Genomic DNA, 16,641 nt, shown 5'->3' with positions numbered 1-16,641 from the left:
GTCGGTTCGGAAGAGAACTTCGAGCTGATCGAGAAGCTGGCCGACAAGCTGGGCGCCGCCGTGGGCGCGTCGCGCGCGGCCGTCGACTCGGGCTTTGCGCCGAACGACTGGCAGGTCGGTCAGACCGGCAAGGTCGTGGCGCCCGAGCTTTACGTGGCCGTCGGCATCTCCGGGGCGATCCAGCACCTTGCGGGGATGAAGGACAGCAAGGTCATCGTGGCGATCAACAAGGACGAGGAGGCGCCGATCTTCCAGGTTGCCGACTACGGCCTGGTCGCCGACCTCTTCGACGCCGTACCCGAGCTTCTGGAAAAGCTCTGAGCGACGGGCGGGGTTCTCCCCCGCCGCGCAAGATCGGAAAGGCCCGCCTCGGCGGGCCTTTTTCGTGGGCGCCCCGGAGGTGGGCGGTCCTGCTGCCCTCCCCTAAAAGCTGCGCGCGGGAGGGGCGGTTTGCAGGGCCGTCAGCGCTCCAGAATCTCCTTCAGCGCGGGTGCCAGCGCCGCCGCCACCTCCCCGTGGGCCGCGGAGGAAAGCTGTTCGGCGGCGGCCGGCGCCTCCAGGGCGGAGAAGACCATGCCGCGCGTGCCCTCGGCCCGGGCATCGTCGGAGGGCACCACTGTCACCACGCCATTCACACGGGGGCGCAGCGCCTCGATCATGCCGGCGGTGACGAAGAGCGGGTCGGCGTCCAGGTCTTCCGCCGGCGTCACGTCGCTGGGGGCCGCATCGGCGAACCACAGCAGCAGCACCGGCACCGGGATGCGATCCAGCAACTGGCCCATGCGCGCCACCCAGGCGGCCTGCAACTCCTCTCGCAGCATGACGAATCGATCCGAGGAACACTCCCGCAGGGCCGTCAGCAGGTGGCGGGTGAAGTGGAACTCGGTGAAGTCGACCTCCCGGTAGACCGTCTGCAAGAGGGTCGAAGCCTGCAGGAAGCGATCGTTGCGGCGCGGATGCACGGAATAGAAGCGGTTCGACATATTCTGCGCCCCGGGCAGGCGGATCACGGCGGCCCGCGCCTGGCCCACCACCTGCAAGAGGTCGGGATCCCCGAGAAAGGCATCGACGCCGGCATTGGCCCAGCCGAGGTTCACCGCCGGCACCCCCAGCCGTTCCTCCAGGATCGCCGGATAGGGATGGGCGATGAAGCGCCCGTAGGTTTCCGCCCCGCCCAGGTAGGCGATGAAGGCCCCCTCTGTGCGCCGCTTCGGCCCCCGGAACAGCGTCTTCGACCGCCCGTAGCGGCACGGAAAGTAGTCGAGGCCACCGCGGCCCGGTTGGTCATAGCTCATCACACCCACCATTTTCTTCACCCGGGCGCCACTCTGGCGTGCAAAGCTTGCCAAAGGCCTAAGCGGTGCCCGGGGCTTGCGGCCCGGGCGCTGCCGGTCCACATTGCGCGCGAACACCGCAAAGGAGGCTGAAGTGGTCGAGATCAAATCGGTAGGCGTGGTCGGCGCAGGCCAGATGGGTAACGGCATCGCCCATGTCTTTGCCCTGGCGGGATACGATGTCCTGCTGAACGACATCAGCCAGGAGGCGCTGGATCGCGGCCTGGCGACGATCACCAAGAACCTGGAACGCCAGGCCAGCCGGGGCAAGATCTCGGAAGAGGCAAAGACAGAGGCGCTGGCGCGCATCTCCACCACGCTGCAACTGACCGACCTGGGCCCCACGGACCTGGTGATCGAGGCCGCGACCGAGAAGGAGCATGTGAAGGAGGCGATCTTCGACGCGCTGCTGCCGCATCTGAAGCCTTCGACGATCCTGACCTCGAACACCTCCTCGATCTCGATCACGCGGCTGGCCTCGCGCACCGACCGGCCCGAGAAGTTCATGGGCTTCCATTTCATGAACCCCGTGCCGGTGATGCAGCTGGTGGAGCTGATCCGCGGCATCGCCACCGACCAGGAGACCTACGAGGCCTGCCTGAAGGTGGTCGAGACCCTGGGCAAGACCGCGTCGAGCGCCGAGGATTTCCCGGCCTTCATCGTTAACCGCATCCTGATGCCGATGATCAACGAGGCGGTCTATACGCTCTACGAAGGCGTGGGCAACGTGAAGTCGATCGACGAGGCGATGAAGCTGGGCGCGAACCACCCGATGGGCCCGCTGGAGCTGGCCGATTTCATCGGGCTGGACACCTGCCTGGCGATCATGAACGTCCTGCACGAGGGACTGGCGGACACCAAGTACCGCCCCTGCCCCCTGCTGACGAAATACGTCGAGGCCGGCTGGCTGGGCCGCAAGACCGGCCGCGGCTTCTACGACTACCGCGGCGACGAGCCGGTGCCGACGCGCTGAGACCCATGGCAGGCGAGACACAGGAAAGGGGCGGGATCCGGCAGATCCCGCCCCGTTTCTTTTGCAGCCCTCCGGCTAGGGCAACGCGACCGACAGCGTGTTTGTCGAAAAAAGGTCCGAACAGCAGGCAGAACGCCTTTTGGAATGGGCCGTCAGCCACCATCACGTGCCCAGGGGTCGCCCCCCTACCCCCAAGGCGAGAGGGGATCAGCCGAAATCGGTCTCGCTTTGCACCTGCAATTCCAGCGCCGGGGCGGGCGTCTTGGCGCGCAGGTCGTCGACCGACAGCGGTTCTGTCGGTTTCGCCAGGCGGTTGCGGGTGACCCACAGCAGGCGCTCCTCGGCGCGGGTGATCGCCACGTAGGCCAGCCGTTTCCATAGCGGCTGTCCGGCTTCGACCCGGCCCATGCGCGAGGCGATCTCGATATCCGGGGCGAAGACCTGAACGTCGCGCCATTGCGAGCCCTGCGCCTTGTGGATCGTCACCGCGGCCCCGTGCAGGAAGGTGGCGCCCATGCGGGCGGCGTAGGGGATGAAAGGCTCTTCCTCATCCGGTTTCTCGATCTTGACGATGGAGGAAGCCGAGACCTGCGGGTTCTCTGCCCCAACCACGTGCAGCCGCGAGAAGCCCACGCGCTTGCCCGGCCCGAGGTAGATGACCTGGGCGCCTTTGATCAGGCCGCGCGCCTCCAGGTCCAGGCGTTTCTTGCGGTGCTTCAGCGGCAGTTCCAGCCCGTCGCAGATCAGCGGCTCCCCGGGCAGCAGGGAATCCTCGGGCGCGCCATGGACCTGCCGGAAGGCATTGATCAGGCGGATCCGGGTGACATTGCGCCAAACCAGGACGGGCGAGCGGGCCATCAACCCGGCCTCGACCCGGCCGGCGAAGACCACGCGATCATCCTGGCGGGCCTTTTCCTCCACCATGCGTTCGAAAGCGTAGAAATCGACCATCGGGTCCGAAAGCGCATGCGCCAGGTCGAGGATCGGGTTGTCCGCATCCTGACGGTGGATCCGCGCCAGCGTCAGCTGCGCCGGCTCAGGCAGGCTGTCGAAGACCATCTTGCCCGACTGGCCGACCGGCGCCAGCTGCGCCGGGTCGCCGAAGAGGACGAGGTTGGGAAAGATCTCCCGCAGGTCGTCGTACTGGCGTTCATCCAGCATCGAGGCCTCGTCGATGAAGCCGACGTCCAGCGGATCGTCGCGCCGTTTCCAGCCGGTGATGAAATCGGACCCGCGCAGTCCGGCCATGGCCAGGGCCGCCGGGATCGACTTGTTCACCTCGTAACTGGCCTTGGCGCGGGCCATCATCTCCGGCGTGACGCCCTCGATCTCGGGCAGTTCGCCCTGCCCTTCCAGCCATTCGGCGATCTTCTCGTACTCCGGGTCATAGACCGGCTTGTAGAGGATGCGATGGATGGTGGTGGCCGGCACGCCCCGCAGGCGCAGCACCGACGCGGCCTTGTTCGTGGGCGCCAGGATCGCCAGGGTGCGGGCGTCGCGGTCGCGCTTGGGCTCGTAATCGCCCGACACGATCGAGACCCCCGCCTCCTCGCAGGCCTTGTAAAGCTGCGCCAGCAGCATGGTCTTGCCCGAGCCCGCCTTGCCCAGCACGGCCAGCGACCTCTGGCGGCCTTCCTGGGCCGGTTCCGTGGTGCCGTTCACGAGGTCGATGCCCGCCCCCTGAAGGGCCTCGGCGATGCGGTCCCAGGCCTGGGCCTGGTCGTCGGAGAAGGTGAGCGCGGGGACAGTGTTCATGGCCGCGACGCTATCCTGTCAGCGCCCGAAGCGCCAGAGAGTGCAGGCGCGTTTGCCACCCCCCGAAGGCTCCGGCCAGCGGTTCGGTCCCCCGGGGGCGGTGGGGGATGAAAGAAGAGCCCCGGCGGGGCTCTTCATCGGGTCAGATCAGGTCGCGCGGCAGGGTCTCGTCCCAGGTACGGGTCCTGACCGGCTCGCCGTTGTGGCTGACGTCCATGCGCCCCTTCAGAAAGAAGCTGTCCGGGTCCGAGGTCATCTCGGTCTCCAGCCGGATCACTGTCTGCCAGCCCTCGCGGCCCATCTCGTAGACCTGGCTCAGCCGATAGGCCGCGGTGGCGGGATCGTCGGGGTGGATCTTCAGCTCGCGCCGCAGGCTGTGCGACAGCACCGTGCCCACCTCGTCAAAGCGCAGGACGCCCTCGCCGAACAGCCCGCCCTGGCCATCGGTGACATAGGTCACCTCACCGGTCAGGAAATCGGTGGTCGCGGTCCGCTCCAGCGTCGCGGGGCGGATCATCGTGACGGGCACGTCGATGCCATGCGCCGGCGGTTCGAACCCGGGATGGCTGTCGCCCCCCGCGCGCACCGGCAGATGCAGCGTCGAGGCGGCGGTGTCGATGGTCAGCGTTGCGGCCTCGGGCGAGGGCCAGATGATCGGCCAGTAGGCGGTGCCCACCGAAACCCGCAGCCGGTGGCCGGCGGCAAAGCGATGACCGCAGGTCGAGAGCTTCACCTTCACCGTCTCGAACCGGCCCGGCTCCAGCGGCTTCGGGTCGTCATGGCCATCGCGGTGCGTCAGGTTCAGCACCTGGTAGGTGACGCGGGTAATCTGTCCGTCCGGGGCCACATCACCGATGCGCACCACCACCTGCGCCACCGGCTTGTCCGAGGCCAGGTGCAGGTCAAGCTCCGGCACGCCGAGGATCTCCAGGTCCTCGTCCAGCACCGGCGTGTCGAAGGTCAGCGCCCCGCCATCGTCGATCCGCTGATCGGCGGGCATCTCGCCGGGGCAGCCGACCGCCATCCATTCCCCTGCCGCGATGCCATGACTCTGCGGCGAGCGGATCGGCAGCCGCGCGGGCGCCTCTGCCCTGTCGCCCAGCGTCCCATTGCCGCCGAGGTGCATCTGCTGCATCGGCTCTTCCCGGGGCCAGGCGCTGCCGACCCAGCGGCCCGGCTGATGCCGGCGCGTGGGGTTCGGGGCAATGGGGTCGTTGATGTAGGCGCGCAGCTTCGGCTCCTCCATCACGCCGGTGTCGCGCCCGCGCAGCCACTGGTCCCACCAGCGCGTCGCCTCCTGCAGGAAACCGATCGCCGGGCCGGGGGCCCCGTCGTGGGGGTAGACATGCCCCCAGGGCCCGATGATGCCGCGCGAGGGCAACGTCAGGTTTTCGAGCAGACGCGGCACCGAGTTGGTGTAGCTGTCCGCCCAGGCGCCGACGACCAGCACGGGGCATTCGATGGCGGAATAGTCCTCCTGCACCGAGCCGTGCTTCCAGTAGTCGTCGTAGGACTGGTGTTCGGCCCAGAGCGCGGGGAAGAACGGCAGGTCATCGAGCCGCTTTTCCCAGGCGCCGCGCCAGTCGGGGCCTGTGATTTCGGGGTCCTGCGGCCGGGCCTGGTAGGCCATCATGATCGAGCCCCACCACAGGTTGTCGTTCAGCAGGCAGCCATTCATGAAGTGAATGTCGTCCTTGAACCGGTCATCGGTGGAGTAGCAGGTGATGATCGCCTTCAATGCCGGGGGGCGGCGTGCGGCGACCTGCAGCGCGTTGAAGCCGGACCAGCTCTTGCCCATCATCCCGACGTTGCCATCGCACCAGTCCTGCGCGGCAATCCAGGCGATGACCTCGACCGCGTCATCCTGTTCCAGCTTCAGGTACTCGTCCGCCATATGGCCTTCGCTGTCGCCCGACCCGCGAATGTCGACGCGCACGGCGGCATAGCCCTGTTGCACGAAATAGCCATGCATCGGCGCGTCACGGCCGCGGGTGCCGTCACGCTTGCGGTAGGGAATATATTCGAGGATCGCCGGCGCCGGGGCGCCGCCCTGCCCGTCCGGCAGGAAGATCCGGGCGCTCAGCCGAGTGCCGTCGGACATGGGAATCCAGACGTGTTCAATGATTTCGGTGGCCATGTCGGGCTCCGTTTCTGGGTAGATCTTGAATGTGTGGTCGGTTCAGGGCGCGGTCAGCACGCTGTCGAGCCAGCCGGGATCGAGCTGCGGCACCGAGGCCAGCAACCCGCGGGTATAGGCCTGCTCCGGCGCCGCGAAGAGGCGGTCCGTCTCGGCCTCCTCAACGATCCGGCCCTTCTGCATGACCACCGTCCGGTCGGCGAGGCGTTTCACCACGCTGAGGTCGTGGGTGATGAACAGGTAGGTGATCCCCAGCTCGTCCTGCAGACGGCGCAGCAGGCGCAGGATGTCCTCGGCCACCAGCGGATCGAGCGCCGAGGTCACCTCGTCACAGATGATGAGGTCGGGCTTCGCGGCCAGCGCCCGCGCGATGCAGACCCGCTGCTTCTGCCCGCCCGACAGGGCGCCCGGCAAACGGTCCGCCATCTCGGCGGGCAGGCCGATCTGGTCCAGCAGGCGCAACACCTCGGCCCGGTTGGCGCCGCCGGTCAGGCCCTGGAAACGGGTGAGCGGCCGGCCGATCGCCTCGGCCACGGTCTGTCGCGGGTTCAACGCAACGTCGGGCAGCTGGTAGATCAGCTGGATCCGGCGCAGCAGGTCCTTGCCCCGCTTGCGGTAGCTGGGCGGCAGGGCAGCGCCGTCGAAGGCCACCCGCCCGCGCGACGGCGGCAGCAACCCCGCCACGACCCGAGCCAGCGTCGACTTGCCAGAGCCGCTTTCGCCGACGATGGCGACGGTCTCGCCCTGTTTCACCGACAGGTCGATCCCGCAGAGAACCGGCGCCTTGCCGTAGGTGGCATCCACCTCCTCGACACGCAGAAGCTCCTGCCCGGTCTTGTGGGCCGCGCCCGCCGGCGCCGACAGGCTGGCCTGCCGTTCGGAGACAAGACGCCGGGTGTAGTCCTCGCGCGGAGCGGTGAGGATCTGTTGCGTCGGGCCGGTCTCGACCTCCTGCCCGTGGCGCAGCACCACGAGGCGGTCGGCCACCTGCGCGATCACGGCCAGGTCATGGGTGATGTAAAGCGCGGAGGTGCCGTACTTGCGGATCGTGTCGCGCAGCAGGCGCAGCACCTCGATCTGCGTGGTCACGTCCAGCGCCGTCGTCGGCTCGTCGAGCACGAGCACGTCCGGTTTGCACGCCATGGCCAAAGCCACCATCGCCCGCTGCAGCTGTCCGCCCGACACCTGATGCGGGAAGCGCCGCCCGAAGGTCTCCGGCTCCGGCAGGCCAAGCGCAGTGAACAGTTCGACCATCCAGGCGCGGGCCTCGGCCTCGGTCATCAGACCGTGGTAGAGCGGCGCCTCGATGATCTGCTTTTCAAGCCGATGCGCCGGGTTGAAGGCCGCAGCGGCACTTTGCGCCACATAGGCGATACGCGCGCCCCGCACCGCTTCGCGCTCGCGACGGGTACAGCTGGCAAGATCCTTGCCCGCGAGCTGCACCGTGCCGCCGGTGATCCGGCAGCCGCCCCGGCCATAGCCCATGGCAGCCAGGCCGATGGTCGACTTGCCCGCGCCGCTTTCGCCGATCAGGCCGAGGATCTCGCCCCGCTCCAGGTCGAGGGACACACCGTGCAGCAGCTCGACCCCGCTGTCGGTGGACACCCGCAGGTCGCGGATCTGAAGGATGTCATCGCTCATCTGTTGTCTCCCTGCACGGTGGTGCGACCGGACAGCATCCAGTCCACGGTGAGGTTCACGCCGATGGTCACCAGCGCGATGGCGGCGGCGGGGAACAGCGGGGCGTAGAGCCCGTAGAGGATGCCCTGCTGGTTGTCGCGCACCATGCCGCCCCAGTCGGCGAAGGGCGGTTGCACCCCCAGCCCGAGGAAGGACAGACCCGCCACGAAGAGGAACGTGAAGCAGAAGCGCATGCCGAACTCGGCCACCAGCGGAGGCAGCACGTTGGGCAGGATCTCGCGCCGGATCATCCAGGCGAGGCCTTCGCCGCGCAGTCGGGCGACCTCGGCGTATTCCATCACGTTGATCCCCTGCGCCACGAGCCGCGCGAGGCGGAAGACGCGCGTGCTGTCGAGGCAGGCGATGGTCACGATCAGCACCGGCAGCGACGAGCCGAGCGCCTGCAGCACCACCAGCGCCGAGATCAGCACCGGGATGGACATCACCGTGTCCACCAGTCGCGACAGGACAAGGTCCAGCCAGCCGCCGCGGATCGCCGCCAGGATGCCCAGAGGAACGCCGATAGCGAAGGACAGGCAGACCGCCGCCAGCGAGATGCCGATCGAGGTCTGTGCGCCGTAAAGCAGGCGCGACAGCATGTCCCGGCCGTTCTGATCGAAGCCGAGCGGATGGCCGGGCTGCGGCGGATCGAAGGGCACGCCGACGATGTCTTCCTGCCCGTAGGGGGCCAGCATCGGCCCGAAGAGGAACAGGAACAGGTTCAGGGCGATCAGCGCCATGCCGATCCAGCCGGTGAGCGGCACCGAGGCCGCCCGGGAGGTCAGGGCCGTCATCTCAGGCCTCCTTTCCGCGCGGGTGGCGCAGGCGGGGGTTCAGGGCGATGGCAGCGATGTCGGCAACCATGTTGAGGAACACGTAGACCCCGCCGAAGATCATCGCGGCCGCCTGCACCAGCGGTAGGTCGCGGCGCGATACGGCGTCAACCATGAAGCGGCCCAGCCCGTTGTAGTTGAACACGGCCTCCACCAGCACGACGCCGGTGATCAGGTAGGCGATGTTGAAGGACACCACGTTGACGATGGGCGCGGCGGCGTTCGGCGTGGCATGGCGCAGCACGACGCGACCGTTGCGCAGCCCCTTCAGGAAGGCGGTTTCGACATAGGGCTGATCCATCACGCCCAGCACCGTGGTCCGGGTCATGCGCAGGATCTGGGCCGTGGTCACCATGACCAGCACCAGCATCGGCAGCGTCGTGGCGCGGAACCAGGCCGCAAGGCCCATGCCGTCATAGGTATCGGCAAGGCTGGGCAACCAGCCGGTCTTGACCGACAGCCACAGCACCAGCAGCAGCCCGAGGAAGTATTCCGGCAGCGACACAAAGGCCAGCGCCGCCACGTTGCTGACCCGGTCGAAGATGCCGCCGCGCAGCGCTGCCGCCATGATGCCCAGGCCCACGGCCAACGGCACGGCGATCGCACCCGCATAGGCGGCCAGCGCCATGGTGTTCCAGAACCGCGGCCACAGCAGGTCGGCCACCGGCTGCCCACTGGCCATGGACCGGCCCATGTCGCCCTGCACGAACCCGAGCAACCATTCGGCGTAGCGTTGCAGCGCCGGCACGTCGAGGCCAAGCTCTGCACGCAGGCGGGCAAGACTTTCGGGCGTGGCGCTCTGGCCGAGGATGGCGCCGGCCACGTCCCCCGGCAGGATCTCGGTGCCGGCAAAGACCAGCACCGAGACCAGCCAGAGCGTGAACACGCCCAGCACCGCTCTTTTTGCGATAAGGGTCAGCATTACGCGTCGAACCACACTTTCTCGGCCATGCGCGCGCCCATGAGGTTGAACATGGCATGAGGCTTCACGCCGCGCAGCTCGGTCGAGACCGCGTCGAGGTAGTCGCCGAACATCGGGATCATCGCGCCGCCGTCCTCGTGGATCAGCGCCTGGCATTCCCAGTAGATCTCGCGCCGCTTTTCCTCGTCCAGAAGCGCGCGCGCCTCCTTCAGCAGCCGGTCGAAACGCTCGTTCGCCCAGCGGGTGTCGTTGTAGGACGAAGTGGATTCGTAGGCGATCGACAGCATCTGGTCCGCCGTGGGGCGCCCGCCCCAATAGGACATGCAGAAGGGCACCTGCATCCAGACATCGGACCAGTAGCCATCCGCCGGCTGGCGGTCGATGGTCACATCGATGCCCACCCCCGTAGCCGCGGCGCGGAACACCGCCGCCGCGTCCACCGCGCCCGAGAAGGCCGCGTCGGAAGCCGAAAGCGTCACGGCAAGCGGGTCCATCCCGGCCTTCTTGGCGTAGAACTGCGCCTGCTCGGGGTCATAGGTCCGCTGCGGCAGCTCCGAGTTGTGGAACCGGTCGGTCTGCGGGATCGGGTGGTCGTTGCCCAGCTGGCCATAGCCCGCCAGCGCGGTATCCAGCAGCTGCTGCCGGTCGACCGCGTGCTTGATCGCCAGGCGCGTGTTCACGTCGGTGAAGGGCGCCTTGGTGCAATCCATCAGGAAGGTGAAGTGCTGCCCCCCGGCAGAGCGCACGATCTCGACACGCGGGTTGCGACCTAGCAGGTTCACGGTCTTGAAATCGACGGCGTTGATCGCCTGCACCTGGCCCGACATCAGCGCGTTGGTCCGCGCGGTCACGTCGTTGATGACCACCACCTCGACCGCGTCCACATTGGCGCAACCGGGCTTCCAGTAGTCCTCGTTGCGGACGAAACGGCCGCGCACGCCCGGCTCGATCCGTTCGGGGATGAAGGGGCCGGTGCCGACCGGGTTCGACCAGTCGTCGAACCCCTCGGGCACCACCAGCAAGTGATAGTCGGACAGCACGTAGGGCAGGTCAGCGTTGCCGCTGTCCAGGGTGATGCGGATCTGATGCTCGCCGGTTTTCTCGATCTCGGTGATCGGGGCCACGATGGACCGCGCCGCCGAGGAGCTGTCGCCGCGGTGCAGGTTGAGCGAGTAGATCACGTCATCCGCGGTCAGCGACTTGCCGTTGTGGAAGGTCACGCCCTGACGCACGTCGAAGGTCCAGACGGTGGCGCCGGGCTCGGCCTCCCAGCTTTCCAGCAGCTCGGGCTGGACGATGTTGTCGCTGTCGATCTCCACGAGACCGTTCATCACCATGTAGGCCTGGTTCACCGGCACCCAGTCGGCCAGCTTGCGCACATCGAAGTCGTCGGTGGTCGAGCCGCCGCTGATGCCCATCTTCAGCACCCCGCCCCGGCGCGGCGTTTCCTGGGCCCGCAAGGGCAGCCCGGACATGCCCAGAAGACCTGCGCCTGCCATCCCGGCCAGCAGGCCACGGCGGTTGATACCAAGTTGGTCATGAGGCTTCGTCATGTCGTCTCCAGTGTTTGTCTTGCATTGCTTCGGGTCGGTTGAGGAAAGACCCGGAAATTCGCCGGGAAACTCCCGATTACACCCCCGAGTTACAAATGACTTTTTGTCATACCCCTAAAAGGGCCGCTCAACACGCCTGCTTTTCCAAGGCTTTTGAGCGGCTTGCACCGGGCCGGCCCAAGACCCCTTTCGGCGCATTGCTCAGGAAAGAGGCAGCTGGCGCGCGCCGTCAGCCGCCGGACCATCGCCGATTGCTCGCTTCCAGCCAGTCGGCCACCTGACGGGCCATGCGACGTTGGTGGCGGGTGGTGGGGCGCATCAGGTAATACTGGCCACGGCCGCGGAAACGGCGGGCATCGGCGGGGACCAGGGTGCCGTTTTCCAGATCGTCGACGATGAACAGGCTCCAGCCCATGGCGACGCCGACCCCCTGCCGGGCCGCGGCGATGGACAGGTGATAGTCCCCCAGCTTCCACCGCATGGCTCCCTCGGGCAGACGCAGGCCGGCCTCGGCAAGCCAGTTGCCCCAGTCCGTCCATTCCTTGTGGGTCTCCTCCACCGTCAGCAGCAGCGGCGCGGCCTGCTCGACCAGCGGCACACCGCCTGGGGCCATGACGGGGAACATCTCTTCCGGGGCGAGGGAAATCGCCTGGTGGTCCGTCGGCCGGACCGGGCGATAGTAGATCGCCAGATCATATTCGTCGTGGCGCAACTGTTCGAAGAAATCATTGACCACCAGCTTCAACTCCAGGTCCGGAAAGGCGGCCCGCAGGGTGTGGAAGCGGGGCATCATCCACAGGTCGGCCACCGCGCGAGAACAGGCGATGGTCACCCGGTCCAACCCCTGGCGGGTGAACTGGTCCACCTCCAGCGATTGCAGCGCATCAAGGGCGCGTCCCACCTCCTTGGCGTATTCTTCGCCGATCGGGCTCAGGACCACGCCGGAGGGCTGCCGCTCGAAGAGGGCCGCGCCGACGTAATCCTCAAGCTGGGCAATCTGCCGGCTGATCCCGCTTTGGGTCAGCGCTAGCAGCTGCGCCGCCCGGGTGAAGCTGCCGCAGCGGGCAACGGTCTGGAAGGCAACGAGGCTGCGCAGGGGAGGAAGGCGTCCGGTATCCATGTCGCGCTTATACAGGCGACGGCGCGACGGTCTAACCGCAGATTTTCCAGAGACGCGCCCTGTGCCAACCATGACTGCCACGAGCCGCGGCCATGCCCGGTCCCTCCCGCCGCAGACCTGCGGAAAGCCTAGCTCTGCCCTGGCCCTTCATCTTCCCGAGGCTCGTGCATGCGACCTCCCGAGCATGGCAAGCGCCGCGTCCGGCCCTATGCGGCGCCGTCAGTGCCGCCGGCTTGACGCCATCCGTCCCTGCTCCTGCCCCGCCTGAAGTGCAGATCTCATCCTGTCGTTGCGCTTGCGCGTGATCTCGTTTTGCAGGACGCGGCTGACCTGGGCGAGTTTCTCCGCAGAGGTATAGAGCGCCCGGTCCCGGGCAGCTTCCTGCAAGTCGGCCAGGACGTCGATCATCCACTGGTCGGCGCTGAGCTTGGAAAGAATATACTCGGCCTCTCGCGGGTTGGCACCGTCATAGCCCGCATGGGTTCGTTCATAGGTCGTCGGCATGGCAGTTCTCCCTGACAGGCCGGGCCGGTTCACCGCTGACGGCCACCGCCCGGCACCCCTGCCCCCGACACGAAAAGGTCGGTGGCCCGGGGGCACACCGACCATCTTGCGCGCGGGACGCAAAGAAAGTGTTAAGAGCGACCGGCCTCCAGCACGTCCTCCACGGTACGCAGCCCGGTCCGCGGCGCCTGCACCAGCACGGCCATGTTGCCCGGCTTGTGCTCGTTGCGAAGCATCTTGGTGTGCGCCTGGGGAATATCCGCCCAGGGGAAGACCTCGGACATGCAGGGGTCGAGCCGCCGTTCCAGCATCAGCCGGTTGGCCGAGGCCGCCTGTTTCAGGTTGGCGAAATGCGAGCCCTGCAGACGCTTCTGGTGCATCCACATATAGCGGACGTCGAAGGTGCAGTTGAAGCCAGAGGTGCCGGCACAGATGACGACCATGCCGCCCTTCTTCACCACCAGGGTGGAGACCGGGAAGGTCGCCTCGCCGGGGTGTTCAAAGACCATGTCGACGTTCACGCCCTTGCCGGTGATGTCCCAGATCGCCTTGCCGAACTTGCGCGCTTCCTTGGTCCACTCGACGTACTCGGGCGTGTTCACCGTGGGCAGCTGGCCCCAACAGTTGAATTCCTTGCGGTTGATGACCCCCTTGGCGCCCTGATCCAGCACGAACTGGCGCTTGCTTTCGTCCGAGATCACGCCGATGGCATTGGCGCCGGCCGTATTGGCCAGCTGGATCGCGTAGGAGCCGAGGCCCCCGGAGGCGCCCCAGACCAGCACATTCTGCCCGGGCTTGAGCTCATGCGGGTGATGGCCGAAGAGCATCCGGTAGGCCGTGGCAAGCGTCAGCGTGTAGCAGGCCGATTCCTCCCAGGTCAGGTGCTTGGGTCGCGGCATCAGCTGCTGCGCCTGAACGCGGGTGAACTGTGCGAAGGAACCGTCGTGCGTCTCATACCCCCAGATCCGCTGGGTGGGGGAGAACATCGGGTCGCCGCCGTTGCATTCCTCGTCGTCGCCGTCGTCCTGGTTGCAATGGATGACGACCTCGTCACCGACCTTCCAGGTCTTCACCTTGTCACCCACGGCCCAGACGATGCCCGAGGCATCGGAACCGGCGATATGATAGGGCTGCTTGTGCCCGTCGAAGGGGGAGATCGGCTGGCCAAGACCGGCCCAGACACCGTTGTAGTTCACCCCCGCGGCCATCACCAGGACCAGCACCTCGTGGCTGTCGATCTGCCAGGTATCCACGACCTCCTGCTGGAAGCTCTGCTCGGGCTCGCCGTGACGTTCACGCCGGATCGCCCAGGCGTACATCTTCTTCGGCACATAGCCGAGAGGCGGCAGCTCGCCGATCTCGTAGAGGTCCTTCTCCGGCGCGTCGTAGGGTGCGATGCCGGTTTCGTTGTCCAAAGCCATCACGGGGCCTCCTCCATACCTTTTTGCCGCAATGCAGAATCGCGGGGTGTAGGGGAGAGATACATTTCGTTGCGCAACTTTGCAATGCTTTACGCTGCGTTTGGGTAATTTTGTGTCTCGCACGAATATTTCGCCAGAGACACTCCTCCGGGCCAACGCCCTTTCCCAGCGGGCCCCGGGCCTTGGTCCGGTCGGCGCAGATGGAAACGGCTCTGGTGCACCACGCAAGGGGGACCCGCCCGCTACACGGTCACATCACTGCCGTGCACCGCGCGAGGGACGCTGCGTCGCGGCGAATTGACATGGCCACATTCTTTCGCATATCTGTCGCATGACGTAATTTAATTGCTTGCTAAATTCCGCCCCACCCGGGCGGCGCGCAGAGGGGGAGGCCCAGATGACCGACCAGACCCAGACCCAACCGGCCAAGGACCGGCCCTGGCTGTTCCGCACCTACTCGGGGCACTCCACGGCCCAGGCGTCCAACGCGCTCTACCGGTCGAACCTGAAGAAGGGGCAGACGGGACTTTCGGTGGCCTTCGACCTGCCGACGCAAACGGGCTACGACAGCGACCACGTGCTGGCGCGCGGCGAGGTCGGCAAGGTCGGCGTGCCGATCTGCCACCTGGGCGACATGCGCACCCTCTTCGACCAGATCCCCCTGGCCGAGATGAACACCTCGATGACCATCAACGCCACGGCGCCCTGGCTCCTGTCGCTTTACATCGCCGTGGCGGAGGAACAGGGCGCGGATCGCAGCGTCCTGCAGGGCACGGTGCAGAACGACCTGATCAAGGAATACCTCAGCCGAGGCACCTATATCTGCCCGCCGGAGCCGTCGCTGCGGATGATCGCGGATGTGGCGGAATATTGTTACCAGCAGGTTCCCAAGTGGAACCCGATGAACGTCTGTTCCTACCACCTGCAGGAGGCCGGCGCGACGCCGCAGCAGGAACTGGCGTATGCCCTGGCCACCGGCATCGCCGTTCTGGACGCCCTGCGCCCGCGCGTGCCCGAAGAGGATTTCCCCCGTGTGGTGGGGCGCATCAGCTTCTTCGTCAACGCCGGCATCCGCTTCGTCACCGAGATGTGCAAGATGCGCGCCTTCGTCGATCTGTGGGATGAGATCTGTCGCGACCGCTACGGGGTGGAGGACGCCAAGTTCCGCCGCTTCCGCTACGGGGTGCAGGTGAACTCGCTCGGGCTGACGGAACAGCAGCCTGAAAACAACGTCTACCGCATCCTGATCGAGATGCTGGCGGTGACCCTCAGCAAGAAGGCCCGCGCCCGCGCCGTGCAGCTGCCCGCCTGGAACGAGGCCCTGGGCCTGCCGCGCCCCTGGGATCAGCAGTGGTCGCTGCGCATGCAGCAGATCCTGGCCTATGAGACGGACCTGCTAGAGTATGGCGACCTGTTCGACGGCAACCCGGCGATTGATGCCAAGGTCGAAGCGCTGAAAGAGGGCGCGCGGGAGGAGCTGAAGGTCCTCGACGGCATGGGCGGGGCCATCGGCTCGATCGACTACATGAAATCCCGCCTGGTGGAGAGCAACGCCGACCGCGTCGGGCGGATCGAGCGCGAGGAAACCGTGGTCGTGGGCGTCAACCGGTGGACCGAGGCGGAACCTTCGCCCCTGGTTGGCGAAGACGGCGGCATCATGACCGTCGACCCGGCGGTGGAGGCCGACCAGGTGGATCGCCTCGACCAGTGGCGGGCGGCGCGTGACGCCGACGCGGTTCGGGCAGCCCTCGATGGGCTGCGCGAAGCGGCCCGCGCGGGCGACAACATCATGCCGGCCTCGATCATCGCCGCCAAGGCGGGCGTCACCACCGGTGAATGGGCCGAGGCGATGCGCCAGGTGCATGGCCAGTACCGCGGCCCCACGGGCGTCGCCTCGGGCGTGTCGAACCGGGCCCAGGGGCTGGAAGAGCTGCGCGACGCGGTCGATGCCGTCTCGGCCCGCTTGGGGCGCCGCCTGACCTTCATGATCGGCAAACCCGGCCTCGACGGCCACTCCAACGGCGCCGAACAGATCGCCTGCCGCGCCCGCGACTGCGGCATGGCCATCCATTATGAAGGCATCCGCCTGACGCCGGAGGAAATCGTCGCCCGCGCCCGCGAGGAAGAGGTGCATGTGCTGGGCCTGTCGATCCTGTCGGGCAGCCACATGCCTCTGGTCGAGGAGGTGCTGCGGCGCATGCGGGACGAGGGCCTGGGCCATGTGCCCCTGATCCTCGGCGGCATCATCCCCGAGGCCGACGCGGCCCGGCTGCGCGAGATGGGGGTGGCGCGGATCTACACGCCGAAGGATTTCGCCCTGAACACCATCATGCAGGACGTGGTGACCCTGGCGACCCCGGACGAGGCCGCCGCCTGATCCCTTTCCCTGCCCGGCGGCCCGTGTCAGGC

At 67.1% G+C, this 16,641-nt stretch carries 13 protein-coding genes; 3 read left to right on the top strand and 10 right to left on the bottom strand.

Annotated elements, in window-relative coordinates; genetic code table 11:
- A partial coding sequence (locus LC066_RS18020; RefSeq protein ID WP_224901937.1) for an FAD-binding protein occupies positions 1-321 on the top strand: 321 nt, incomplete at its 5' end.
- Positions 322-461: 140 nt separating this feature from the next.
- Here the strand turns inward: LC066_RS18020 and LC066_RS18015 are convergent.
- The gene (locus tag LC066_RS18015) at positions 462-1,295 is read right to left on the bottom strand and encodes a DUF6473 family protein (protein ID WP_222479844.1); all 834 of its coding nucleotides are present in this window, start codon (positions 1,293-1,295) and stop codon (positions 462-464) included.
- A gap of 133 nt (positions 1,296-1,428) precedes the next feature.
- On the opposite strand from LC066_RS18015, the gene LC066_RS18010 reads away from it, so the two are divergent.
- Positions 1,429-2,307: a 3-hydroxybutyryl-CoA dehydrogenase gene (locus tag LC066_RS18010; protein ID WP_224901934.1), complete on the top strand. Its 879-nt coding sequence runs from the start codon at positions 1,429-1,431 to the stop codon at positions 2,305-2,307.
- A 207-nt stretch (positions 2,308-2,514) separates the two neighbouring features.
- On the opposite strand, the gene LC066_RS18005 is transcribed toward LC066_RS18010, so the two are convergent.
- From LC066_RS18005 to ccrA, 9 genes are all read right to left on the bottom strand, one after another.
- Positions 2,515-4,062, bottom strand: a complete 1,548-nt coding sequence (locus LC066_RS18005; protein ID WP_224901930.1) for an ATP-dependent DNA helicase — start codon at positions 4,060-4,062, stop codon at positions 2,515-2,517.
- Positions 4,063-4,204: 142 nt separating this feature from the next.
- A complete protein-coding gene (locus tag LC066_RS18000; protein WP_224901927.1) occupies positions 4,205-6,199 on the bottom strand; it encodes a CocE/NonD family hydrolase in 1,995 nt (664 codons plus the stop codon).
- Positions 6,200-6,241: 42 nt separating this feature from the next.
- Complete coding sequence (locus LC066_RS17995) at positions 6,242-7,840, bottom strand: ABC transporter ATP-binding protein (protein ID WP_224901924.1); 1,599 nt, start codon at positions 7,838-7,840, stop codon at positions 6,242-6,244.
- Complete coding sequence (locus LC066_RS17990) at positions 7,837-8,673, bottom strand: ABC transporter permease (protein ID WP_222479835.1); 837 nt, start codon at positions 8,671-8,673, stop codon at positions 7,837-7,839. Before LC066_RS17990 ends, LC066_RS17995 begins: the two co-directional genes overlap by 4 nt.
- A 1-nt stretch (position 8,674) precedes the next feature.
- Positions 8,675-9,634 carry an ABC transporter permease gene (locus LC066_RS17985; RefSeq protein ID WP_224901921.1) on the bottom strand — a complete coding sequence of 320 codons (960 nt, stop codon included), beginning with the start codon at positions 9,632-9,634 and terminating at the stop codon, positions 8,675-8,677.
- Positions 9,634-11,187, bottom strand: a complete 1,554-nt coding sequence (locus tag LC066_RS17980; protein ID WP_224901918.1) for an ABC transporter substrate-binding protein — start codon at positions 11,185-11,187, stop codon at positions 9,634-9,636. Before LC066_RS17980 ends, LC066_RS17985 begins: the two co-directional genes overlap by 1 nt.
- Before the next feature lie 229 nt (positions 11,188-11,416).
- A complete protein-coding gene (locus LC066_RS17975; protein WP_224901915.1) occupies positions 11,417-12,307 on the bottom strand; it encodes a LysR family transcriptional regulator in 891 nt (296 codons plus the stop codon).
- A 219-nt stretch (positions 12,308-12,526) separates the two neighbouring features.
- The gene (locus LC066_RS17970) at positions 12,527-12,811 is read right to left on the bottom strand and encodes a hypothetical protein (protein WP_224901912.1); all 285 of its coding nucleotides are present in this window, start codon (positions 12,809-12,811) and stop codon (positions 12,527-12,529) included.
- 131 nt (positions 12,812-12,942) lie between these two features.
- Positions 12,943-14,232, bottom strand: coding sequence for a crotonyl-CoA carboxylase/reductase (gene ccrA / locus LC066_RS17965; protein ID WP_222479825.1), 1,290 nt, complete (start codon positions 14,230-14,232; stop codon positions 12,943-12,945).
- Positions 14,233-14,629: 397 nt separating this feature from the next.
- Between ccrA and LC066_RS17960 the strand changes: the two genes are divergently transcribed.
- Positions 14,630-16,609: a protein meaA gene (locus LC066_RS17960; protein WP_224901909.1), complete on the top strand. Its 1,980-nt coding sequence runs from the start codon at positions 14,630-14,632 to the stop codon at positions 16,607-16,609.
- Positions 16,610-16,641: the final 32 nt, after the last annotated feature.

This window comes from Pseudooceanicola marinus (assembly GCF_020177265.1).
Classification (GTDB): domain Bacteria; phylum Pseudomonadota; class Alphaproteobacteria; order Rhodobacterales; family Rhodobacteraceae; genus Pseudooceanicola; species Pseudooceanicola marinus_A.
This window is presented reverse-complemented; position numbering and strand designations above follow the sequence as displayed.